The 22,065-nt window shown below is 34.2% G+C and carries 20 protein-coding genes and 1 pseudogene; 15 read left to right on the top strand and 6 right to left on the bottom strand.

Going from position 1 to position 22,065, the window contains the following annotated elements; genetic code table 11:
• Window positions 1-3: 3 nt before the first annotated feature.
• On the bottom strand, window positions 4-915 hold the full coding sequence (locus MHH45_RS12215) for a DMT family transporter (RefSeq protein ID WP_016113245.1): 912 nt from the start codon (window positions 913-915) through the stop codon (window positions 4-6).
• A gap of 391 nt (window positions 916-1,306) precedes the next feature.
• On the opposite strand from MHH45_RS12215, the gene MHH45_RS12210 reads away from it, so the two are divergent.
• From MHH45_RS12210 to MHH45_RS12175, 8 genes are all read left to right on the top strand, one after another.
• Entirely contained in the window at window positions 1,307-1,801 is a 495-nt protein-coding gene (locus MHH45_RS12210) for an Lrp/AsnC family transcriptional regulator (protein WP_016113246.1), read from the top strand.
• A 200-nt stretch (window positions 1,802-2,001) separates the two neighbouring features.
• Window positions 2,002-2,331 carry a hypothetical protein gene (locus MHH45_RS12205; RefSeq protein ID WP_016113247.1) on the top strand — a complete coding sequence of 110 codons (330 nt, stop codon included), beginning with the start codon at window positions 2,002-2,004 and terminating at the stop codon, window positions 2,329-2,331.
• A 309-nt stretch (window positions 2,332-2,640) separates the two neighbouring features.
• Complete coding sequence (locus MHH45_RS12200; RefSeq protein ID WP_016133177.1) at window positions 2,641-3,096, top strand: N-acetyltransferase; 456 nt, start codon at window positions 2,641-2,643, stop codon at window positions 3,094-3,096.
• A 420-nt stretch (window positions 3,097-3,516) separates the two neighbouring features.
• Window positions 3,517-4,095 (top strand): TetR family transcriptional regulator, encoded by a 579-nt coding sequence (locus MHH45_RS12195; RefSeq protein ID WP_303745078.1) that lies wholly within the window; start codon window positions 3,517-3,519, stop codon window positions 4,093-4,095.
• A gap of 80 nt (window positions 4,096-4,175) precedes the next feature.
• Window positions 4,176-4,529, top strand: coding sequence for a DMT family transporter (locus MHH45_RS12190; RefSeq protein ID WP_016113250.1), 354 nt, complete (start codon window positions 4,176-4,178; stop codon window positions 4,527-4,529).
• Window positions 4,530-4,531: 2 nt separating this feature from the next.
• Complete coding sequence (locus MHH45_RS12185) at window positions 4,532-4,846, top strand: DMT family transporter (RefSeq protein WP_003195471.1); 315 nt, start codon at window positions 4,532-4,534, stop codon at window positions 4,844-4,846.
• A gap of 130 nt (window positions 4,847-4,976) precedes the next feature.
• On the top strand, window positions 4,977-5,555 hold the full coding sequence (locus MHH45_RS12180) for a TetR family transcriptional regulator (RefSeq protein WP_033671375.1): 579 nt from the start codon (window positions 4,977-4,979) through the stop codon (window positions 5,553-5,555).
• 279 nt (window positions 5,556-5,834) lie between these two features.
• Complete coding sequence (locus tag MHH45_RS12175; RefSeq protein ID WP_016113252.1) at window positions 5,835-7,037, top strand: MFS transporter; 1,203 nt, start codon at window positions 5,835-5,837, stop codon at window positions 7,035-7,037.
• A 522-nt stretch (window positions 7,038-7,559) separates the two neighbouring features.
• On the opposite strand, the gene MHH45_RS12170 is transcribed toward MHH45_RS12175, so the two are convergent.
• Window positions 7,560-7,898 carry a winged helix-turn-helix transcriptional regulator gene (locus tag MHH45_RS12170; RefSeq protein ID WP_077295125.1) on the bottom strand — a complete coding sequence of 113 codons (339 nt, stop codon included), beginning with the start codon at window positions 7,896-7,898 and terminating at the stop codon, window positions 7,560-7,562.
• A gap of 166 nt (window positions 7,899-8,064) precedes the next feature.
• On the opposite strand from MHH45_RS12170, the gene MHH45_RS12165 reads away from it, so the two are divergent.
• Window positions 8,065-8,646, top strand: a complete 582-nt coding sequence (locus MHH45_RS12165) for an ester cyclase (RefSeq protein ID WP_139350053.1) — start codon at window positions 8,065-8,067, stop codon at window positions 8,644-8,646.
• Between the two features lie 74 nt (window positions 8,647-8,720).
• Complete coding sequence (locus MHH45_RS12160) at window positions 8,721-9,275, top strand: NAD(P)H-dependent oxidoreductase (RefSeq protein WP_016113255.1); 555 nt, start codon at window positions 8,721-8,723, stop codon at window positions 9,273-9,275.
• Window positions 9,276-9,564: 289 nt separating this feature from the next.
• Here the strand turns inward: MHH45_RS12160 and MHH45_RS12155 are convergent, their stop codons facing one another.
• Window positions 9,565-11,316 (bottom strand): SgrR family transcriptional regulator, encoded by a 1,752-nt coding sequence (locus MHH45_RS12155; RefSeq protein WP_088093930.1) that lies wholly within the window; start codon window positions 11,314-11,316, stop codon window positions 9,565-9,567.
• Window positions 11,317-11,422: 106 nt separating this feature from the next.
• Here MHH45_RS12155 and MHH45_RS12150 point away from each other — a divergent pair, with 106 nt between their 5' ends.
• Window positions 11,423-12,682 (top strand): MDR family MFS transporter, encoded by a 1,260-nt coding sequence (locus MHH45_RS12150; RefSeq protein WP_088093929.1) that lies wholly within the window; start codon window positions 11,423-11,425, stop codon window positions 12,680-12,682.
• 60 nt (window positions 12,683-12,742) lie between these two features.
• Here the strand turns inward: MHH45_RS12150 and MHH45_RS12145 are convergent, their stop codons facing one another.
• On the bottom strand, window positions 12,743-12,946 hold the full coding sequence (locus MHH45_RS12145) for a hypothetical protein (protein WP_016113258.1): 204 nt from the start codon (window positions 12,944-12,946) through the stop codon (window positions 12,743-12,745).
• 605 nt (window positions 12,947-13,551) lie between these two features.
• Between MHH45_RS12145 and sigI the strand changes: the two genes are divergently transcribed.
• The 4 genes and pseudogenes from sigI to MHH45_RS12125 all read left to right on the top strand — a co-directional run bounded on the left by sigI (window position 13,552) and on the right by MHH45_RS12125 (window position 19,143).
• Window positions 13,552-14,274, top strand: a complete 723-nt coding sequence (gene sigI / locus MHH45_RS12140; RefSeq protein WP_077295135.1) for an RNA polymerase sigma factor SigI — start codon at window positions 13,552-13,554, stop codon at window positions 14,272-14,274.
• Window positions 14,267-15,457, top strand: a complete 1,191-nt coding sequence (locus tag MHH45_RS12135; RefSeq protein ID WP_077295137.1) for an anti-sigma-I factor RsgI family protein — start codon at window positions 14,267-14,269, stop codon at window positions 15,455-15,457. Before sigI ends, MHH45_RS12135 begins: the two co-directional genes overlap by 8 nt.
• Window positions 15,453-15,638 (top strand): annotated as a pseudogene (locus MHH45_RS12130) (IS6 family transposase); the annotation flags it as partial. The gene MHH45_RS12135 and the pseudogene MHH45_RS12130, both read left to right, overlap by 5 nt.
• A gap of 160 nt (window positions 15,639-15,798) precedes the next feature.
• Window positions 15,799-19,143 (top strand): glycosyltransferase, encoded by a 3,345-nt coding sequence (locus MHH45_RS12125; protein WP_077295139.1) that lies wholly within the window; start codon window positions 15,799-15,801, stop codon window positions 19,141-19,143.
• 88 nt (window positions 19,144-19,231) lie between these two features.
• On the opposite strand, the gene MHH45_RS12120 is transcribed toward MHH45_RS12125, so the two are convergent.
• On the bottom strand, window positions 19,232-20,437 hold the full coding sequence (locus MHH45_RS12120; protein WP_016113264.1) for an ABC transporter permease: 1,206 nt from the start codon (window positions 20,435-20,437) through the stop codon (window positions 19,232-19,234).
• 69 nt (window positions 20,438-20,506) lie between these two features.
• Window positions 20,507-21,931, bottom strand: coding sequence for an amino acid permease (locus MHH45_RS12115; RefSeq protein WP_016113265.1), 1,425 nt, complete (start codon window positions 21,929-21,931; stop codon window positions 20,507-20,509).
• Window positions 21,932-22,065: the final 134 nt, after the last annotated feature.

The raw sequence follows: 22,065 nt of genomic DNA, 5'->3' as shown, positions 1-22,065 counted from the left end.
CTATTAAGAGTGCTGCCGTACTAAAGTTTGGCTAGGTTGATGAGCAACTGTTTTAAAGTGAGAAAATAAATAACAGCCAGTAATAACAGTGATAGTCCCAAAGATTTGGATCCAAGTTAGTTCTTCTCCTAAGAAAAGAAACGCTAAAATGGCAGTGAAAATTGGATTAAAATTTAGAAAAATTCCTGATGTAGTTGCTCCTAATTTTTGAACACCAATATTCCAAAATACCATACAGACTACAGTTGAAATTAAGCCTGTATATAGTAGTGAAGTGATAAATGAAGCATTAATATTGGAAACAGTAAAGCTTGGTATATTAAATGGAAGCAATATAATGACACCAAAAATACCAGAATATAAAGTTGCCATCATTGGCGTAGTTGTTTTTGTTGCCCATTTACTACAAACAGAATAGATACCCCAAATACAAACCGCAGCCATCATCCACAAATCCCCACTATTAAAATGTAATGAAAATAACAGTGCGATATTTCCTTTTGAAAGGACGAGAATTACACCAAAAAAAGAAAGAATCATAGATAAGATTTGAAGCATATTTATTTTTTCTTTTAAGAATAAAGACGAAAATAGTGCAATTGAAATCGCGTTTAACGTAGAAATAAGTCCAACGTTTGTTGCGGATGTTTGTTCTAACGCTAAGAATTGAAAAATGTTAAAGAGAACAACGCCGGTGATTCCCATAAGTAGTAAGGGAAGAATTGTAGCGCGCGGTGGAAAAAGTTTCTTTTCTTTAAACCAAACAATCGGTAAGAGACAAACAATCGCAATCAGCCATCTTAAACTTGTAAGCGTCATTGGAGAAGCATGATCGACAAGTGATTTTCCAACAACAAAGTTTCCCCCCCATAGTAAGCTTGTTAGCAATAATAAAAAGACATAAAAATAAGGCATAGTTTGGAACTCCTTTTATTAGTGTATAAATTGAAAAACTGATAAAAAACCTTTCTTTTTTGGGGGAAGAGAGAATCCGTCCATGGATAGAAGCGGTCAGATCCTTTTTTAGCCCCATGCCGAGTAAAAACAAAAAGAGAAAATGAGTGTATGTCCTTTTTTGTTTTCATAGCAGTGACTTATGTGTTGAAAACACAAAATGGATTTATATCGTATGGATTGTAAATAATTTTAGCATTTTTCTTTGTTATCTAATATGTTCTTTTGTATAATGGTGAAAATTCAATAAAATGTTTTGTTTAGGTTTGTAATTACGGAATTTTATTTAATTTCACTAGGGTTATTATGCATTTTTTCGAAGAATCGTCGGTAAGAAAAAAGGGGGATTTTTATGGAGTCATCTGTTATTAAAGTGTTAGATGATTTGGACGTACAAATTTTAGATATTTTACAAAAGGAATCACAAGTAAGTAATGCCGAACTTGCGCGTCGTGTTAATTTATCACCGGCTGCAATGCATGCACGAATAAAGAGGCTAGAAGGGGAAGGGTTTATTGATAAGCAAGTCGCGATTTTAAATCAAGAGAAACTTGGATTTGATTTATTATGCTTTATTTTTATGAGTACAAATATTCATCAATCTGAAAAGCTTGAAGTATTGGAAAGGGAACTGGAATCTATGCCGGAAGTATTGGAATGTCATTGTTTAACAGGGGAGTATGATTACCTATTAAAGGTCGCAAACAGAGATCGTAAAGAGTTGGAGCGTTTTATTAGAAAGTTAAATAAGCTTGGGATTACGCGAATACAAACGAGTTTAGCGCTGCGTGAAATTAAGTATTCTACAGTATTACCAATAAGAGATTCGAAAACAAGTACTGAATGAGATATAAAACCACTTTTTAGATGGAAGAGAGGGTCCGATCATGCATAGAAGCGATCAGGGCCTTTTTTAGCCCCATGCCATGTGAAAACAAAGGAAGAAAATGAGAGGAGGTCTTCTTTTATTTTCATAGCCGTGATGTATATGCTATATTATTTCCAATAAATAGGATCTTAAATAATGTAAATAGGGGGGATGGGGAAATGTATTGGGAGACTCTTCCTAATTGGTTTTGGGCAATATATTATTCATTTTTATTAATAACATTAGGGGCTGCAATATTTTGTGTTATACGAAAGAAAATGAAAAGTTTATCCATTTTAGCCATTGTTTTTGCTATAACAGTTCCAATAATTAGTTTGATAAATAGTATTGGAAGAGCGGAAGGAATGGATGAATTTGAACATTTAATAAATCAATTACAACAAGGAGCTATTTGGTCTATATTCACGACCATAGGTTATTTGTTTTTATTCGTATGGTGGATTTTCTTTCTACTCAAAAGTAAAAATCAAGTTATCGTTTCAAAGTGACCTCTAGTTGAGGTCTTTTATTATGCATTTCTAACCGTATTATAATTAGATTTTTGACACGCTGAAATCATCATATATGCCTTTCTACATCTCAAACTTGGCTTTAACCCGCATTAGATCAATATTTTAGTAGTATGTTAAGCAAATGGCCCCAACTTGACTTGGTTATATAGAAGAAATCGGTATTTATTTTTATATGAAAAATTCAGAATAATAATTGACGTGTTTAAGAAGTGGGCGTATTATTATATAAATTTATGAATTATTATACATTATAAGCTATGAATATTTATGTTAAGGAGATATATTATGCAAATTTCTAACGCGATTACAAGTGATGTGAAAGAAATATATAACTTAATAGAAATATATTCGAAAGAAGGAGTTGTTCTGCCGCGTTCACTTTTGTCCCTTTACCAATATCTACAGTGTTTGTATGTTGTGAAAGAGGAAGGAGAAATTTTGGGAGTTGCTGGTTTACATGTTTTAGGAGAAGATCTTGCAGAAATTCGCTCATTAGTTGTATTGGATACATATGCGGGTCAAGGTTTAGGCCGTATGTTGGTGAATCATGTCATGAATGAGGCTACTAAAATAAAAGTGAAAAGAGTTATTTCTTTAACGTATCAAACTACATTTTTTAAGAAATGTGGATTTGATTTTGTTGATAAGGAATCGCTACCTGAAAAAGTATGGGTTGATTGTCGGCATTGTCCGAAATTTGATTGTTGTGATGAAGTTGCGATGATTCGGTATGTTATTTGAGGTTTAGTATGAAATAGATAATTAAGATAAACAGAAGGAGGAGGGGATAGCCTCCTCGTTAATTAAATTAATGTATGTCCACCTTCAACATGAAGAGTAGTTCCAGTGACAAATTTATTTTAAATAATGAGAGGCCCCTTCCAGGATGCTCTTAATTTCAGGGATTTAATTAAAAACTCCTAGAATCTTTGTTTATCCCGCTATTCGCGGGTCTTACTGCCCGTAAAAGCCTGATTGGTGATGGCTAATAATCAGTGAGGGATAAAACCCCAACTGATTAAAGTTTCACCTTATGGAATTTTTAAATATATGTATGAACAAGAACAATTATCAAAAAAAGGATGATTGACATTTTATAAATCATCAATGTACAATAAATATGAATGACATTCAGTCATTTTATTTCGTGGAAGGGTGTAGATAATGAGTAAAAAAGAAAAAATTGTATATGCTGCTATCGAATGTTTTAGGGAAAAAGGGATTGAAAAAACAAAGATTTCGGACATTGTGAAATCAGCTGGTATTGCTCAAGGAACCTTCTATTTATATTTTTCTTCAAAACTATCCGTAGTGCCTGCTATTGCAGAAATTATGGTTGAGAAGATGATATGTGCAGTTGAAGAAAAAGTACAAGCTAGCTCTTCTTTCTTAGATACATTCTCGCAAATTGTAGATGCGATTTTTGATTTTACAAAAGAACATCACGAAATACAGGCATTAATATATGTCGGTTTAGCATCGACCGAACATATAAAAAAGTGGGAGAATCTATATCAACCTCTTTACATTTGGATAAAAGGCTTTTTAGAAGAAGCTAAGGATGCTAAAGTTATACGGGATTCTATTCATGTTGAAAGAACTTCAAAACTTGTTATTGCTTTAGTTGAATCAGCAGCAGAGCAAATTTATTTATATGATCATACAAAAGAGGATCAAGCTAATTTACAAAAAGCTGAAGTTTTGGATTTTTTAACGCATGCATTGGATATAAGAAAATAAATATTCATTCATTGGTTATAGCAAGATGGATAAATTCAAGCTAACAATGAATGACATTCAGTCATAAGAGGTGGGAATATATGAAAAATAAAGCTTGGTTATATGTAATATTAACATGTATTTTTGAAGTTTTTTGGGTGTTTGGTTTTAATACTGCTCACGTATGGTGGCATTGGGCAATAATTCTAGGGATTATTGTTGTTGATTTTCATATGCTTTCTAAAGCATGTGAACATCTTGCGACAGGAACAGTATATGCCGTTTTTGCTGGAGCAGGAACTGTGGGAACCTTCTTAATGGACGTTTTTCTTTTTGGTGGAAGTTTTAGTCTAGGGAAATTATTTTTCATAGTTATGATAGTAGCTGGCGTTATTGGCCTGAAGTTAGCCGATAACAAAGAAGTAGAAGAAGAAGTTATGAAAGGAGCTGCTTAAGGATGGGATGGATTTTTGTCCTTTGTGCCGCAATTTGTGAAATGGTTGGTGTAGTAGGTCTTAAAATGTATAGTAAGGATAAAACAGTAACGCATGGAGCGATTTATATAGGTGGATTTGGTATGTCTTTCGCATTTTTATATACATCTTTCCTATTTTTGCAGATAAGTGTAGCTTATGCGGTTTGGATTGGTATAGGAACAGCCGGAGCTGTTTTGTTAAATATGTTCTTTTTTGGAGAATCAAAAAGTAAGGCGCGTATGATTAGTGTGGCTCTTATTGTATGCGGAGTGACAGGTTTAAAGGCTCTTTCTTAAAGATAGAACAAGCTTGTTAAAAAGATCGTATAGGAGGAGTAGTAATGTCTTATACTCTATTGTTGACAGTACAATAATTTTTCATATAGAATGAGTGACGGTCATTCAATACGCGTGTGAAAGGACTCAGATCATGAATAAAAAAGAGAAAATTGTCTATGCAGCTATTGAAGTGTTTCAGGAAAAAGGCGTTGAAAAAACAAAGATCTCTGATATCGTAAAATTGGCTGGTATTGCTCAAGGAACTTTTTATCTGTATTTTCCTTCTAAATTATCTGTTATGCCTGCAATAGCAGAAGTTATGGTTGAAAAGATGATACATGCAGTAAAAGAACGAGTACAGAATAATGAACCTTTTTCAAAGAAAGTTATGCAAGTGATAGATGCTGTTTTTGACTTTATAGCGGAATATCGTGAAATACAAGCATTAATGTATGCTGGTCTTGCATCAACTGAGCATATAAAAGAATGGGAAACTGTATATCAACCTCTTTATATGTGGCTAAATCAATTCTTAAATGAAGCAAAAGATGCAGGTGCAATTCGTAATTCTATTCACGCTGAAAGAACTGCAAAGTTATTTATTGCTTTGGTTGAATCTGCAGCGGAACAGGTTTATTTATATGATCATAAAAAGGATGATCAGGCTGATCTCCAGAAAGCTGAAGTACTAGACTTTTTAACACATGCATTGGACATTCGGGAATAAACAGTTAGGTGAATCCATTACTAGTAAAGAGATGGGTTCATTTTGTTTAAAAATGAATGATAGTCAGTCATTTCGAGTAGGGATTTTATGAAAAATAAGGTAAGAGGTAAATACTATAAATAAATCTCATCATTCAATCCATATAGAGGATATAACTTGTGATGTTGTTTTGTCTTGCTGTTTGTAGGGATGAAGAATCTTCGCTAATAAAAACCTCTTGGGTATTATTGTCGGGAAGAATTTCACATCAATGATTTTTACAGAAAGAGGTGTTAATACATGAAGAAATCAATAAAAGAACAAAAGATGGTATTACTCATTCTTCTAAGTAATGTATTCATTGCATTTCTCGGAATTGGTCTCATCATCCCAGTTATGCCGTCATTTATGAATATCATGCAATTATCAGGAAAAACGATGGGTTATCTTGTTGCCGTATTTGCAGTGGCACAACTACTTATGTCACCATTAACAGGACGATGGGTTGATCGTTATGGCAGGAAGAAAATTATCATAATTGGCTTATTTATTTTTGGTACTTCAGAACTTATCTTTGGTTTGGGAACGGATGTATCGGTGCTTTATATATCAAGGATGTTAGGAGGAATTAGTGCAGCCTTTATTATGCCTGGTGTTACGGCATATGTTGCAGATATTACATCAGTTCAAGAACGACCAAAAGCGATGGGATATCTTTCTGCTGCTATTAGTACAGGTTTTATTATCGGACCTGGCATCGGTGGTTTTATTGCAGAATATGGTGTGCGCATACCATTCTTTTTTGCGGCAGCCATTGCTTTTTTCGCATGCGTTTCTTCAATATTTATTCTTAAAGAGCCGTTAACAACGGAACAGCTAGCAGAAATTTCTGCTAATACGAAGCAAACAAACTTTATTAGAGATTTAAAAAAATCACTAAATCCACTTTACTTTATCGCATTTGTTATTGTATTTGTACTCGCTTTTGGGTTATCAGCATATGAAACTGTTTTTAGTCTGTTTTCTGATCATAAATTTGGTTTCACACCGAAGGATATTGCCACCATTATTACAATAAGCTCAATCTTTGGTGTTGTTGTACAGATATTTATGTTTGGAAAGTTAGTAGATATACTTGGTGAAAAAATCTTGATTCAAGTATGTTTAATCACAGGTGCAATATTAGCGGTGGTATCCACCTTAATCTCTAATTTTTGGGTAGTATTAGCTGTAACTTGTTTTATCTTTCTCGCATTCGATTTACTTCGTCCGGCATTAACAACATTTTTATCAAAAGCAGCTGGGAAAGAGCAAGGGTTTGTTGCGGGAATGAACTCAACCTATACAAGCTTAGGTAATATTGTTGGGCCGGCTATGGGAGGAATACTATTTGATGTAAACATCCACTATCCGTATCTTTTCTCTGCTTTTATTATGGCTATTGGCATCGGTATTACAGTCATGTGGAAAGAAAAGCAAATGGTAGAAAGTTTAGCGAAATAAAAAATAAGTAGAGTTACATTTTTAAATACATCTTAAAAATAAGAAAAAAGCTCCTTCGAAATTTGAAGGAGCTTTTATAAATCTATAGAAAGAGCTGTAATAAATTTTCACTTTTGTAGTCTCTTTTTAAAATAATAAGTTTGATGTGTTGTGTAAATTACATAGTGATAGATTGATAATACGAGTTAAAAAACGATATAGAGAGGAAATAAAAACATGGATTACTTTACCAGATCCAAGTTCAAAATATAAAACGGTTTAACACTTGCACTTTTCAAGAATGCTATACAAATCAAAAAACATCCCTCATTTGCGATTTGCATTCATAATGCCGATTATAGTTTTGAATGTTGTATATCCAGCGATTGAGCATCCCTATCATCCAAAGATAAATAACAAAGGAGATTGACCGCCACATATTTGTGTATAGGCGATCATCTCCTTTTTATTTTATCTTACTATTTGCGGGCAGTAATCTTTCCCCCTCAAAATGCAGTGCAAGCAAAGAAGTTAGGTTCCACTTTATAAAGTTAGCCCAAAGCGCTTTAATTCGATAAAAATACCTTCTAATTGTTTCCCTTTATCCGTGAGGGTATATTCCACTCGAGGAGGAACTTCAGGATAAACCTTTCTTGTTACAATACCTTGACTTTCTAATTCTTTAAGGCGAAGTGAGAGTGTTTTTGGGCTGATACCATCCATTGATTTTAGTAGATCACTAAAGCGCAATGTTCCTTCAATAAGAAGGTCACGAATAATTAAAAATGTCCATTTTGTTCCAATTACGTCGAGTGTTTTTGCAATAGGACAAGGTATATCAGGTGAACCTTTCGTTAATACAATCGGATCTATATTGCTCATGGAAATAGCCTCCATAAAAATTTTTTGAATTGATTTGCTTTATAGTATCACAAAACTATCTTTTTAGTAACTATATGAAAAAAATATCACTACTTCCAAAAGGAAAATTACTGCATATAAAATAGCGTTAGGAACCACAAATGATTTCTAAACGAAGGAGGTGACTATGATGAAAATAAAAAATCAAACAAAAAAGTTATGGTGGTCATTTAGTTTTCTCGTAATTTGTATTGTTATAATCGGTACCATACTTACTGCGTGCAGTAATACAAAAACGTCTGCTTCTAAAAGTGAAATTCAATTGTTGAAAGGCTCGCCAGAACCTAAAACAATGACAATCGATCCTTCATTAAGTCAAAAAGAAGCTACAGTAATGATTCATACAGCCCAACGTTTTTATGCATTTTGGGATACTGGCAATGAGGAGCTTATTCCACAAACCGTTACAGAGAAATTTTTTGATAATACGTTGCCAAAAGGGCGCCCGCAAGGTCCTGAAGGCTTAGCATTTGCTGCAAAAAACTTTCGTAAAGTCGTTCCGGATATACATTGCAAGATTGAGGATTTATTAGTGGTTGGTGATAAGGTCACAGCTCGTCTATCCTTTACAGGAACGCATAATGGAAAGCCGATTAGCTTTTTTGCCATTGATATTTTACGTATTAAGGATGGGAAAATTACGGAAGACTGGCATTTAGAGGACAATCTTACTCTTATGCAACAACTTGGAGTAGTAGCTGAGAATTAAATGATAGCGGTACGAAAAAATGTGGATTTAGATATATGCAATTCAATCAATAACAGATAAAGGGGAAGAAAACTATGAAAAACATACTAATCATAAATGGTCATCAAAAATATAGTGCCGACGGAGGGAAATTAAATCAAACATTGGTTGATCACATGGTCAGTTTACTCAGTGAAAAGAATCATGTGAAAACAACGATTATTCAAGATGGATACAATATTAAGGAAGAACAACAAAAGTTTTTATGGGCGGATGTTATCATCTATCAAACACCGATTTATTGGTTTAGTGTACCAGGATTATTTAAAACGTATATGGATGAAGTATATGAGTACGGCCTCTTTTTTAAAGGAGGAGATCAATACGGAACAGGAGGATTATTAACAGAGAAACAATACATGTTTTCCACTACATGGAATGCACCTAAAACAGCATTTCAGAATTCCACACAATTCTTTGAAGGTGAGAGTTTAGAAGAAGCAATTGGTCATTTGCACCGAGTACAGAAATTTATTGGTATGAGTCCTTTAAAGAGTTTTGCGTGCTATGATGTAGTCAAAAATCCTAATATTGATATGTTTTTAGCAGAACTGGAAACACATTTAAAAGAAGTAGTAAACCTTTCCTAAATTTTAAAAATAAATAGCTAGTAAAACCTCAATCTGAAGATTGAGGTTTTACGGTTATGCAAGTTATCCATATTATAGAGATGCGGATTGAAAGACCGACATAAAACCATTTCTTTTAGGCGGGAGAGAGGATCCGATCATGCGTAGGAGCGGTCAGTTCCTTTTTTAGCTCCATGCCATGTGAAAACAGAAGGAGAAAATGAGTGAAGAACTTACTTTGTTTTCATAACCGCGACTTATATGTCGGAAATTTAAAATGAATATATATAAATGGTTAAGTAATTTGATTTCAATACTCTTTAGCTGATTCTGTAGGATGAATCCAGAGCTTTGAAAAATCCGTCCAGCCAAAAGAATCGATCGTTACATTTTTTAAAGAAGATGGGTAGATCTTCTTTTTTAGAACATGATAATTAAATAAAATGATATATTCCGTTCGAAGGAATTCTTCAATTTCGTATATAAGTTTATAACGATGTTCCTTATTTTCTTCGGCTAAGAATGTATCTAGTAAACAATTAATCTGTTTTTGATAGTGAGGATGCATAAAGCGATTGATAAAGCAGCTTTTATTTTTAAATACATTTAAAAAGGCGATTTCTAAATCAGAAGCAAAAACTTCTCCCATTAAAATAATATCGGCGTTTTGATCAATAGAACGATCCGAGTAGTCTGAGACAGGAAAAGGGTGTAATTCCACTTGTATGCCTAAGCTTTGGCAACGCTCTTTTAGCCAAATTGCATCATGAGCACTATCTTTAAAAGAGAAAAAGTAAATATGTATAGTTTCACCTTGATATGTACTTTTTTTCAGGTATTCCTTTGCTTTGCATAAAGAATAAGATTGTTTCATTGCTTCTCGGCTTCGACTTGGAAAGAAGCTTGATGCGGGGATAGTCCGCATACCTTTTAAATCACGAATAATCGATTCAACGTCATATATTTCTCTCCAAGCTTTTCGAAAATAAATATCATGATGTGGACCAGGCTTTGTAAAGTTAAATGCGGCATATATACACCCGGTTTCTTCTATTTGTACTTCGTGTTCTTTTGTATGTTTAGTATTTGGTAGTTCATAATGTGTATGTATTTGTGCATGTTCCGGAATACGCCAAAGCTCAATTCGATCAAGTAACGCACGCTCTTTAAAATAATTTGTAAATGCTTCTAATACAACTTGATCTTCATAATAACTATGTAATTTAAAAGGTCCCGTCCCCATATAATAATGATTTTGTATTTCTACATCATGCGGTAAAATGGCTAATTGCATTGAACTTACATAATGCAGAAAAAACAAGTTCGGCTTTCGGAGGTGAAAGCTTATTTGTAGTGGTGATGGTGTTTCAATCTGCACAATCTCTTCAGTTAACCAGGCATAAGGAGAGTGTACACGTTGTAATCTTTCAAATGAAAATTGAACATCTTTAGAAGATAAGATTCTTCCATGATGAAAATGGATGCCTTTTCGTAAATAAAAGGTCCAGGTAAGTTGATCGTCACTAACCTCCCATGTATGTGCGAGATGTGGCTCAATTTCTTCTGTGTTGTAGTTGTAATTCACTAATGTATCAAAAATTTGACTAATGAGATGACTCTCTGTTGTTACAGCTGCAAATGCTGGATCAAGTGGCAGTATTTTTCGCGAGCAAGGTATCTTTAGCACGTCATACATATCGTTTAAAGGTTGGTATCCAAAATGCTGCTGTAGTTTTTCTTCTAAGCTTTTTCGGAGGGAAGCAGGAAATGGTTGTTTTAAAAGAAGAAATATCTCTTTTAATTTATCTTGCTGTAAGAGAGATTCCGCATAGAGCATAACCACTTCTGAAATGGTATGGAGAAAGAGAACTTCACTTTTATTTCCCCGTCCTCGTCCTGGTGTCCACGTAATTAATTTTTCTTCATTCATTTTTCTAAGTAAAATTTTTACGTTTTTTGTACTGCAATATAAAATATTGGCTAATTCTTGCAAGCTATTTTGCATGTACTGTTTTTCTGGATCATGCAATCGTAGTTGAATATAATAGTCCATCACTTTCATGTTTAAACGACTCCTTCCCAATAAAAGGGGAAATTCTTTAGAATATTCTAACCTTTTTCTTCCACTTTTTCAAAGTAAAATGAATACACATAAGGGGGAAGAAACAATGGGATTTTGGAGTATGCATCGAAATATAAAAATTAGAATTATAACATCATTTTTAACACGCACTGTATCAACAATGATTTTCCCGTTTATGGCGATTTATTTTTCAGTAAAGCTCGGGAGTGTCCTTGCAGGTGTTTTATTACTAATAAACGTAATGGCGGCACTCGTCATTGGGCTTTATGGTGGTTATATTGGAGATCGATTAGGACGAAAAAAGGTTATGATTATAGGGCAAGTGATACAAGTAGTTTCTATCGCTTGTATGGGAATTGCGAATTCAAATTATGTAGATTCACCTTGGCTCACTTTTGTGTTTATGCTAACAAATAGCCTTGGTTCAGGACTTATGAATCCGGCAACAGAGGCGATGTTAATTGATGTGAGTACACCGGAGAATAGAAAAGTAATGTACAGTATTAATTATTGGGCAATTAACTTGTCTATTGCAATTGGAGCGATTTTTGGTGGTCTATTATTTGAACATTATCGTTTGCAACTATTTGTATTATTAACAGTGGTAGCACTGCTGACGCTATATTTAATTGCTGTATATATGGAAGAAGTATATGTCGCTCGGCCAATTATAAAAAAGAAGCACGTACTAAAGGAAATGGTTGAAAGTTATAAAGTTGTGATGACAGATCGAACTTTTTTAATTTTTTGTATAGCCAGTATAGGTACATTATCATTAGAATTTCAGATCAATAATTATTTAGGTGTACGCTTGCAAAAGGAATTTGAAACGGTGCATTTCGTATTTGGAAATCACGGAACCTTTGATTTAACAGGTATCCGCATGCTAAGCTGGATTTCTGCGGAGAATACGATTTTGATTGTTTTATTTTCAGCACTTGTGATTAAAATGATGAAGCGTTTTAATGATTTGAAAATATTATATGTTGGCTTATTTATCTATACAATTGGATTTACAATACTTGGATCAAGTAGTAGCTTGTGGATCTTATTAATAGCGGGGCTTTTTCAAACGGTTGGCGAGATGATGTATGTGCCAGTTCGTCAATCCATTATGGCTGATATGGTTCCAGATGATGCACGGAGCTCTTATATGGCAATCAATGGTATGGTATTCCAGGTGGCAAAAATGAATGGAGCATTAGGAATTATGCTTGGTTCATTCATTGCATCATGGGGAATGAGTATTGTTTATTTTTTAATTGGTGTAAGTAGTATTTTATTATTTAGAAAAGCAATTAATAGGACAGAATACCGTGAAGAAAACATACCTCATATAGGATAAGAACATATACAAAAAGCGAATCGTTTTTATAATGATTCGCTTTTTATATACCATTTTTTTCTAAAAAACGTCTACTTCAGCTAATGTATTGCTAGTGCTTGGGTTCATTAAAAGGTTCTTCAGTTCACCTACTTCAGAGAGTGTGACAATGGTATAACCACTAATTAATACAATGAGTCCAATGACCCTTAATGTTTGCAAACTAATATTTCTTTGGTTTTCCTCAGAGTTACTTGGGGGCGTTAAAGTTTGAGTGTTGTTCATCGTAGGGCTCCCATCTTTTATATATGTGATCAAACATTTTTGCACCAGAACCGAGATAAAATGAATGCGAGTATTTTTACATATGAATCTATGAAAAAGTTGATGAAATTGTCAGCTTTTTATTTTTGGAAAAAATTGTTTATCTATTTTATAAAAAAATATTTTTTTGACCCCCAGAAAATTTTTATTCCCCCCGAATATATATAGTAAGGAAAGCAAAAGCTGCAATTACCAAAAATATAGAGAAGAGTTTTTCAAAGATTGTAGCTAAAATAGAAAAAGAGCAAGAAAAACAAGCGGACGCTATTGCAAAAGAAAACAAAAAAGTAGATCAAAATACAGAAGTAACTCCAGCACAACCAGAACAAGTAACACAGCCAGCACATAAACCGGCTGTTTCTTATGAGAAGCATGAGCAATCAAACCAAAAGGGTCAAACAGAAAAGAATGATCATCAAGACAACGGTAAAAAAGTCGGTCACGAAAAACATGAACAACAGCAAGAAGACAAGCACAAAGAAAAGTAGTAAGAAAATGTGATGAAATGGTCACTTCTTTAGTGACCATTTTGCTATTTGAAGCAAAAGGAGGGAGGGGGATTACTAGTGTTGAGTTTAGTGATGAAGATCATAAAAAAACCGAAAATAGAAGATATCGTATTTAACATACAAAACAACGGAGGAGATAAGGAAGCTTTTATCGCACAGTATCGGCCTTTTATTCGAAAATCAATCTCGTCTGTCTGCCGCCGGTATATTACGGAGCAGGATGATGAATACAGCATTGGATTGTTTGCGTTTAATCAAGCAATTGAACAGTATTCATATAAAAAAGGAAAATCTTTTCTAGCGTTTGCTGAGCTTCTTATAAAAAGGGATGTAATTGACTATATACGCAAGGAGTCTAAGCATAATCTCGTCTTTTTAAAAGAAGACCAGCAAGAGGAAATGGTAGAAATGCAGGTATCGCTTACGGAGTATATGAAAGAGATGGAAAACAGAAACCGTAAGGAGGAGATTCTTCATTTTCAAATTGTACTAGCTGAGTTTAAAATCACATTTTCAGAGCTTGCTAAGGAATCTCCAAAGCATCGTGATACGCGTGAGCACTTAATAGAAATTGTAAAGATTATTATAAAAGAAGAGAAAATGATGGAAGAGCTGTTTCGAAAGAAAAAGTTACCGCTTAAACACATTGAACCGCGTGTTAGGGCAAGTCGTAAAACGTTGGAGCGGCATAGAAAATACATTATTGCAATGTGTATTATCTTTGCAAACAACTATACATATATTCTTGATTATATAAGAGGGGGGAAGCATGATGAATAAAGGGATTGTGATGGATATAAAAAAACATAGCGTAGTTGTTTTAACTCCAGATGGAGAGTTTATTACGTTTAAAAGAAAATCGCACTCTTATATGATTGGAGAGGAAATCTCGTTTAACGAACAAGAACAAAGAGTACCGCGTTTTTCAATCCCTTCTTTCTTAAAGCCTGCATCATTACTTGTTGCTTGTTTTCTATGTGTGTTTCTGTTTTTCTACAACCAACCGGAAGAAAAAGCACTCGCTTATGTCTCAATTGATATTAATCCAAGTTTAGAGGCGAGCGTAACAAAGGATCTTCGTGTTATAGATTTGCGAGCTTGTAATGATGATGGAAAGCGCATTTTAAAAGAAATGAAACGATGGAAAAGTAAACTTTTGCAAGACGTAGTACGTACCATTGTAAAGCAAAGTCAAGAGGATGGATACTTAACGAATGACAAGCAAATTATGCTAACAGCTGTTACAAAGGACAAGTCGCTAGAACCACAGTTGGAAAAGGCTATGCAAGAATTAAAGAAAGAGTATGAGACAAAACATGTTACAGTCGTATATCAAAGTAGTACGATGCAAGTGCGAGAGAATGCCAAGAAAGCAGGAGTCGGCACAGGTGTCTATATAAAGCAAGAGAATGAGAAGAAGAAATCGCTTACTCCTCCTGCACCGCCGTCTAATCAGGAGGAACACCCTCAGGAGATACATTCGCAACCAAAGTCATCACCCGATGCATCATCGAATTTGTCTCCTGTAAAAGAAGAAAGATATGAGAAGCAAGAGCAAATAGAACAAAAGCAATCCCAGGAACAGCAACCCCAGCAATCAAAAGGAAATAATGGGCATCAGCAAGAAAACAACGATAAAGAGTATAAACAAGAAAATAAAGAGTCTCAGCAAGAAAACAACGGTAAAGAGTATAAACAAGAAAATAAAGAGTCCCAGCAAGAAAACAACGGTAAAGGGTATAAACAAGAAAATAAAGAGTCTCAGCAAAAAAACAACGGAAAAGGGTATAAACAAGAAAATAAAGAGTCTCAGCAAGAAAACAACGGAAAAGGATATAAACAAGAAAATAAAGAGTCTCAGCAAGAAAATAAAGGCAATATAAACGAAAACAACGGGCATAAAAAAGAGGACAAAAACGTTCCTGACACGCAACATCAGGGGAAAGAAAAGAAAAATCCATAGAATATTGAAGAAGAGGGTTCGTTCCATGTTAGGATTGAAGTCATTTCGTACAGCAACCTTGATTTTGAGAGGTATCGAAGCCATGCATATGATGAAAAAGGGCAACTTCACCAAACAAAGGGTGAAATTTGCCCCAAATGAGGTTGAAGTCATTCATAAGTTATTTGGATTAGTCGTTTGATCTCAAAGTTAACAGGAAATTACTGTTCTATATTCCTATTAAGTTATTTTCGCACCAAAACCCTAGAAGTCTATCTATTAAAATAGTTTGCGTTGTACTTAGAATAAAATATTTTATTCTTGTATTCAGAATAACAAGAAAAGGAGTATGTAAAAAAATAATGGAGAAAAAAATTCAACAAGAGAAAGATAACTCAAAACCCGTTTTTTATGATCCTAAAGGAAGAAGAAAAATAGCTTTCAGTTGGTTTCTATGTATCTCAATAGTTAGCATAAGTATTGTATTTTATTTTTTCTTTCGAAGTATTTTTTCAACACCAGAAATTCCAAATATGAATCCTTCTGTACAGCAAGATACTAAACTTGTACCTATTAATCAAAAACTCAGCGACCAGCAGTTAAAGAAGGGAGAATTCAAATCTTCTAATACCGAAATAAGCAATAATGAAAATTCAACAGGCAATGGCGAACAACCTAAAGAAGTTTATGGTTTTTATGTAAACTGGGATGAAAATAGTACTGCTTCTTTAAAAGAAAATATTGATTCATTAACCATGTTAGTACCAGAATGGTATCACTTAAAAGCAAACTTAACAATTAGTAGTGAGATTAAACCTGAGATTGTAAAGTTAGCAAAAAAAAATCATGTAAAAATTATGCCTTTGCTTACTAACTATACGCAAGAAGCTTCTGGTCCTGATAGTAAACTTATTCATAAGTTACTGAATGATCCAGCTAATGTACAGACAAAGTTTATTAATGATTTAGTAAAGCGAATTGAAGAGAATCAATTTGCAGGTATTAATATTGACTTTGAGTCAATACCTGAAGGCGATAGAGATAAATTAACAAATTTCATGAAAGAACTTACTACGGTCTTTCACAAACATCATTTGCTCGTAACGCAAGATGTCCCTGCTAATGATAAAGCCTTTGATTATGGTGCATTAGCCAAAGTAATAGATCGTATGATTGTAATGATGTATGATGAGCACTATGGAGCAGGGACACCAGGACCAATTGCTTCAAATAAATGGTTTGAACATACGCTCAATGATCTAAACATTCCCTCTGAGAAACTTATAGTTGCTTTCGGTAACTATGGATATGATTGGGAAGTAAATAGCAAAAAACCTGCGAAGTCTTTAACTTTCTCAGAAGTTATGACAATGGCTCATGATTCAAATATAAAAATTCAATGGGATAAGATTAGTGGAAATCCTTATTTTCGATATAAAAAAGGAGCGAAAGAACATACTGCTTGGTTCTTAGATGGTGTTACTCTTTATAATCAAGTAAAAATTGCAATGAACAACAATGCAAAGGGAGTTGCATTATGGAGATTAGGAGCAGAAGATCCTACTGTATGGAAAGCTTTAAAAGATCCTATAGAGGTACAAAAAAATTCTGACACATTACATAAAATCGCTAGTTTAGATGAAGTAAAATATTCTGGACAAGGAGAAATTTTACAGATTAAGAATGCAAAGAAAAATGGATTGAGAGATTTTAAAGTAAGCAAAGAAGGCTATCTTACAGATGAAGTATATCAATCACTACCATCTGCATATCAAGTGCAGCGCTACGGAAAACCAAAAGGAAAACAAGTAGTACTAACATTTGATGATGGGCCAGATCCTAAATACACACCGGAAATTCTAGATATATTAAAAGAGTATAAAATAAAAGCAGCCTTTTTTGTACTTGGTGAAAACGCCCAGCTAAATCCTAGTCTTGTTAAAAGAATATACGATGAAGGCCATGAAATTGGCAATCATACCTTCAAACATCCTAACGTAGCTGATACGTCTTTACTACGAACAAAAGTAGAACTGAATACAACTCAGCGCCTGATTCAGGAAATAACTGGACATTCTACGGTTTTATTTAGGCCACCATATGAAGCGGGTGCTGATCCGGATTCATCAAATGAAATATTGCCTATTTTGCGTGCACAAAATATGAACTATACAATGGTGGCAGAAAAAGTTGATCCTGAGGACTGGGCGACGCCCTCAACAAATGAATTGGTAAAGCGTGCTCTTAATCCCATTTATAAGGGGGAGGGAAATGTTATTCTTCTTCATGATGCAGGAGGGAATCGTACCCATACAGTAGAGGCGCTACCAATTATTATTAAAGACCTTAAAAAACATGGATATAGTTTTGTAACAATTTCAGATTTAATGGATAAAGAACGAGATGAAGTAATGCCTCCCGTTTCTTCTGAGGGTAAGCAATATTTACTTTACAACAAAGCTGTTTTTTCAGGAGCGGGGTATTCTAAGCATATATTAACAACTATTTTTTATATTGCTATTGGATTAGGTATTTTCCGATTCCTATTTTTAATTTATTTTGCATTCAAGCAAAAAAGGAAAACAAGATCTCGTTTATTTACTAATTCGTCTTATCAACCTTTCGTTAGTGTTGTGATAGCAGCATATAATGAAGAGAAGGTTATTACCAAGACGATTCGCTCAATTTTGGATAGTGATTATAGAGAATTTGAAGTTATTGTTGTTGATGACGGATCGAAAGATGGTACGTCAAAAGTAATTCAAGAAGCATTCCATAAACATCCTAAAGTTTGTTTAATTCAGAAAGAAAATGGTGGGAAATCATCCGCAATGAATTTAGGATTTCAAAAATCACGAGGAGAAATCATTGTCACTTTAGATGCGGATACTATTATTGCGCAAGATGCTATTTCTCTAATGATTAGACACTTTGAAGATCATAATGTAGCAGCAGTTTCAGGCAATGTCAAAGTGGGAAATAGACGGAATTTGTTAACTACTTGGCAACATGTTGAATACATTACAGGATTTAATTTAGAACGCAGAGCTTTTGATGAGTTGGATTGTATCACGGTAGTTCCTGGAGCTATTGGAGCATGGCGTAAAAAGAATGTAGTTGAATCTGGATATTTAAGCGAAGATACACTGGCAGAAGATACGGATCTTACTATAACATTCTTACGTCAAGGACATCGAATTGTATATGAAGAAAAAGCATATGCTTATACGGAGTCACCTGAAGATGTGAAAAGCCTCATTAAACAACGATATCGTTGGTCGTATGGTACACTCCAATGTCTTTGGAAACATCGAAAAGCACTGTTTAACCCAAAGCATAAAACATTAGGGTTTGTTGCATTACCTAATATGTGGTTATTCCAATATGTCCTGCAATTCATTGCTCCTTTAGCAGATATATTAATGATTATAGGGCTATTTGGTAGTAATCCTCTAAAAGTTTTAGGGTTTTATCTTGTGTTCTTTGCAATGGATCTTCTCGCTTCTCTTTTTGCATTTAAATTAGAGAAAGAGAATCCTAAACCATTAGCCTGGTTAATTTTACAACGCTTTATTTATCGTCAATTTATGACTTATGTTGTAATTAAATCTGTATTTTCATCTATTCGAGGGGTAGCGGTAGGATGGAATAAACTGAAGAGAATGGGGAGTGTTAAGCATTCCTCTGAACATAATGAGGCATCATAAGAGAGCAGATAATCTGCTCTCTTTTTTTACTAGTAGCTTCTTTAGCTAAACTTTCTGTTTTTTTCTTTCAGAATACACAATCATTCATTTAAATTTCCGATGAAGAAATTTGTTTTTTGGTTCTTGGTAAGATAATAAATTTGATAAAAAATATGCTGACTATAATAGTTGAAAGAACAAGTAAAAACTGCTGGAGTGCAGCGAATATAATAATGAAAAATAACACTAGCTGAACGATTGCTAATGAAAATACAAGGTTAAGAAATTGACGTACCCTTTCTTCAAATGAAATCGGATATAATGCTACAATATTATTTCCTGAAAAATATTTCCATAAGGCACGCAATTGCATAGAGCTCATATATAAGAGGCAACAAGTAATAGCGCCTTTTGCAAATACATTCGGTACGAAATATAAAATAAAAGAACCGATACTAGTCAATCGAATATATATACCAAAATAATCATTCGCACGTAAGAATGATAAAGTGTTCAAATATAAAAAAGTAGATTGTTTTTTATGTAATATAGGTTCTAGCCAACTTGTTAGCCATTTTCTTTGTTTTACTTGTTTTTTCAGCTGCGGGACATCGGTGAAAAAGTTTGCAAATTGGTAAAAGTGCATGTCCATTTTTTCTTCTTGCTCAATTATATATTCCCATCCAATTCGTTTTGTTGGCTGTTTTGTTGTATAAACAAGTAGGAAGACAAGAAGTAATAGCATCGCACCTAATAGAACAACTGATACGGACTGAAAGAGCGTGTAAAGAATGAGTGCATTACAAGTGAAGCGAATGATAAACCAGATTTGACTGTTATATTGATCACGCCATATCCAATTGATATATAGGTTCCAACCTTTTATTAACATTAAAATGAAAAAGATTGTACATAAGAATGGAACGGTTGTCTGTAATGTTTGCATTGCTAGCGGTGTAATGATTAGAAACGTAAATAGCAATGGGAAAAGTTGAATGACATAATTGTATAGAAGAGACTGTTTGAAATAAGATGTTAATTTCTCTTCGAGTGCCAGTAAATAGACAGCGTCAGGCTTTTGGATAAAAGTACGAACCTTACATCTCGTTATCATGATGGTAAGCAGAGATATAATGATGATTAATGAAATGCCTTTAGAAGGAGATGTTTTAAGAAACTTGGCGTAATAATACGCACCAATGCATGAGACGAAGATGAAACTGTATAGTAGACCGCTAATCATGCGCGCAAAGTACATGATGACGTTTTGAATATGCTTTTGGAAACGAGTGCTCCATAGTGTTTCGATTGACATGTTTTTTCACCTCTGTCTTCTATTATATAGGTTTCTTTCTTATACAAAAATAAAAACGAGCAAATTGCTTTAAGCAATTTGCTCGTTTTTATTTTCTTCATTTTTTTTCTTATCGCGATTCATTAATGGATAAAATGCAAAGCCAATTACAAATAAGCCAATTCCAAGAAGGAATGTTTTTATATCTGAGGATCCAGTTTTAATGACCCACAGTGCATAGCAAAGTGCAATGACTGCGATAATACCATCCATAATTCGTGAACCGGGTTCGTTTTTATACGTTTCACCAGTTGCAACGAGTTTTAATTGGAAGATTGGTGAAACGAGATAAGGGATTAAGTAAGCTAAGGTTGAGACAGTAATAACGAATGTATAGGCCTCAGCAATTGTCCCTGATAAAGTTGAGAAAAGGAAGACTTGCGACATAATATTTGTCAGTCTTAGTGAATAAATTGGACTTCCTTTTTTGTTTGTTTTTGCAAAGAAGGAAGGGAAGAATCCTTCTTTCGCCGCTTGATAAGGTACTTCTGAGCTTAATAAAATCCAGCCTAAGATAGAGCCGAATAGGGAAGTAAGAGCAAGTAGTGCCATTAATTTCCCACCGCCGTGGCCCATTGCAGCATTTAATGCATCAGCTAATGGACGTTCAGAAGTTTGAAGTTTATCAATGTGCAGAACACCCATTGTTAAAATGGTAATTCCTAAATAAATGGCAACTGTTAGTAATAAACCTGCTACAGTTGCTCGTTTTACCGTTTTTGGAGAAACAGCTCGGTTTGATAATAAAACAGCTGATTCAATACCGATAAATGCCCAAAGTGTTGTAAGTGCAGCTAAATTTATTTGTGAAAGCAGTCCGTGTGACACGCCTTCTTTATCAATCATTGGTGTATACCATTGTCCAAATTTTGAAGCTTGAAATGCAAACAAAGTCACAACAATGAATAGAAGGAATCCAGTCACCTTTGTTGTTGTTGCTAAGAAGTTTAACTTCCCAGCTCCGCTTACACCGTTTGTTAAAATCATATGTGTTCCCCATAGTAAGACAGAACAAATAGAAAATGTAATTAGTTTTCCAACTTCTATATCGAAAGAGCCAATCGAAAATAATAGGCGTGTGTCTTTCATAATCGGGAAGAAGAGTGATAAATATCCCGCAAAAGATGTAATAATAGCGACATTACTTGCCCAGTTTGCAACCCAATAGCCCCAAACCATACTGAAACCAGCCATTTTTTTCTTTTTTGGTGATGAGAATAGTGCATATGCATGACTTTGTGGTCCTGTCGTTAAATCAGGACGACGAATTGCTAAATTACCGAAAACAAGAGCTAGCATTAAAACACCAAACCCTGTTGTTAACCAAGCTAAAGTGACACCGAGAGGACTTGCTGTTTGTGCTAACGTACTTGGCACCATGAAAATACCAGCGCCAACCATGTTACCAACAACAAATGCTGTCAGTACCCAAAAACCCCATTTTTTTTGTTGCATAAAAAATACCTCCAAAGTTAGTATAACCAAGTCAAGCGAGGAGATATGTATGTCTTCCAAAAAGGGAAGAAAGGTAAGCTTCATACAAAACAAAAAAAGCACGTGTAATTGTCGCTACGTGCTTTCTATCTTAT

It is taken from the genome of Bacillus sp. FSL K6-0042 (assembly GCF_038006685.1).
GTDB lineage: Bacteria > Bacillota > Bacilli > Bacillales > Bacillaceae_G > Bacillus_A > Bacillus_A pseudomycoides.
This window is presented reverse-complemented; position numbering and strand designations above follow the sequence as displayed.

Excerpts from the sequence above, each read along its gene's own strand:
- MHH45_RS12215 (WP_016113245.1), bottom strand. The coding sequence starts at position 915 with ATGCCTTATTTTTATGTCTTTTTATTATTGCTAACAAGCTTACTATGG.
- MHH45_RS12210 (WP_016113246.1), top strand. The coding sequence starts at position 1,307 with ATGGAGTCATCTGTTATTAAAGTGTTAGATGATTTGGACGTACAAATT.
- MHH45_RS12205 (WP_016113247.1), top strand. The coding sequence starts at position 2,002 with ATGTATTGGGAGACTCTTCCTAATTGGTTTTGGGCAATATATTATTCA.
- MHH45_RS12200 (WP_016133177.1), top strand. The coding sequence starts at position 2,641 with ATGCAAATTTCTAACGCGATTACAAGTGATGTGAAAGAAATATATAAC.
- MHH45_RS12190 (WP_016113250.1), top strand. The coding sequence starts at position 4,176 with ATGAAAAATAAAGCTTGGTTATATGTAATATTAACATGTATTTTTGAA.
- MHH45_RS12185 (WP_003195471.1), top strand. The coding sequence starts at position 4,532 with ATGGGATGGATTTTTGTCCTTTGTGCCGCAATTTGTGAAATGGTTGGT.
- MHH45_RS12175 (WP_016113252.1), top strand. The coding sequence starts at position 5,835 with ATGAAGAAATCAATAAAAGAACAAAAGATGGTATTACTCATTCTTCTA.
- MHH45_RS12170 (WP_077295125.1), bottom strand. The coding sequence starts at position 7,898 with ATGAGCAATATAGATCCGATTGTATTAACGAAAGGTTCACCTGATATA.
- MHH45_RS12165 (WP_139350053.1), top strand. The coding sequence starts at position 8,065 with ATGATGAAAATAAAAAATCAAACAAAAAAGTTATGGTGGTCATTTAGT.
- MHH45_RS12160 (WP_016113255.1), top strand. The coding sequence starts at position 8,721 with ATGAAAAACATACTAATCATAAATGGTCATCAAAAATATAGTGCCGAC.
- MHH45_RS12155 (WP_088093930.1), bottom strand. The coding sequence starts at position 11,316 with ATGAAAGTGATGGACTATTATATTCAACTACGATTGCATGATCCAGAA.
- MHH45_RS12150 (WP_088093929.1), top strand. The coding sequence starts at position 11,423 with ATGGGATTTTGGAGTATGCATCGAAATATAAAAATTAGAATTATAACA.
- MHH45_RS12145 (WP_016113258.1), bottom strand. The coding sequence starts at position 12,946 with ATGAACAACACTCAAACTTTAACGCCCCCAAGTAACTCTGAGGAAAAC.
- MHH45_RS12135 (WP_077295137.1), top strand. The coding sequence starts at position 14,267 with ATGAATAAAGGGATTGTGATGGATATAAAAAAACATAGCGTAGTTGTT.
- MHH45_RS12125 (WP_077295139.1), top strand. The coding sequence starts at position 15,799 with ATGGAGAAAAAAATTCAACAAGAGAAAGATAACTCAAAACCCGTTTTT.
- MHH45_RS12120 (WP_016113264.1), bottom strand. The coding sequence starts at position 20,437 with ATGTCAATCGAAACACTATGGAGCACTCGTTTCCAAAAGCATATTCAA.
- MHH45_RS12115 (WP_016113265.1), bottom strand. The coding sequence starts at position 21,931 with ATGCAACAAAAAAAATGGGGTTTTTGGGTACTGACAGCATTTGTTGTT.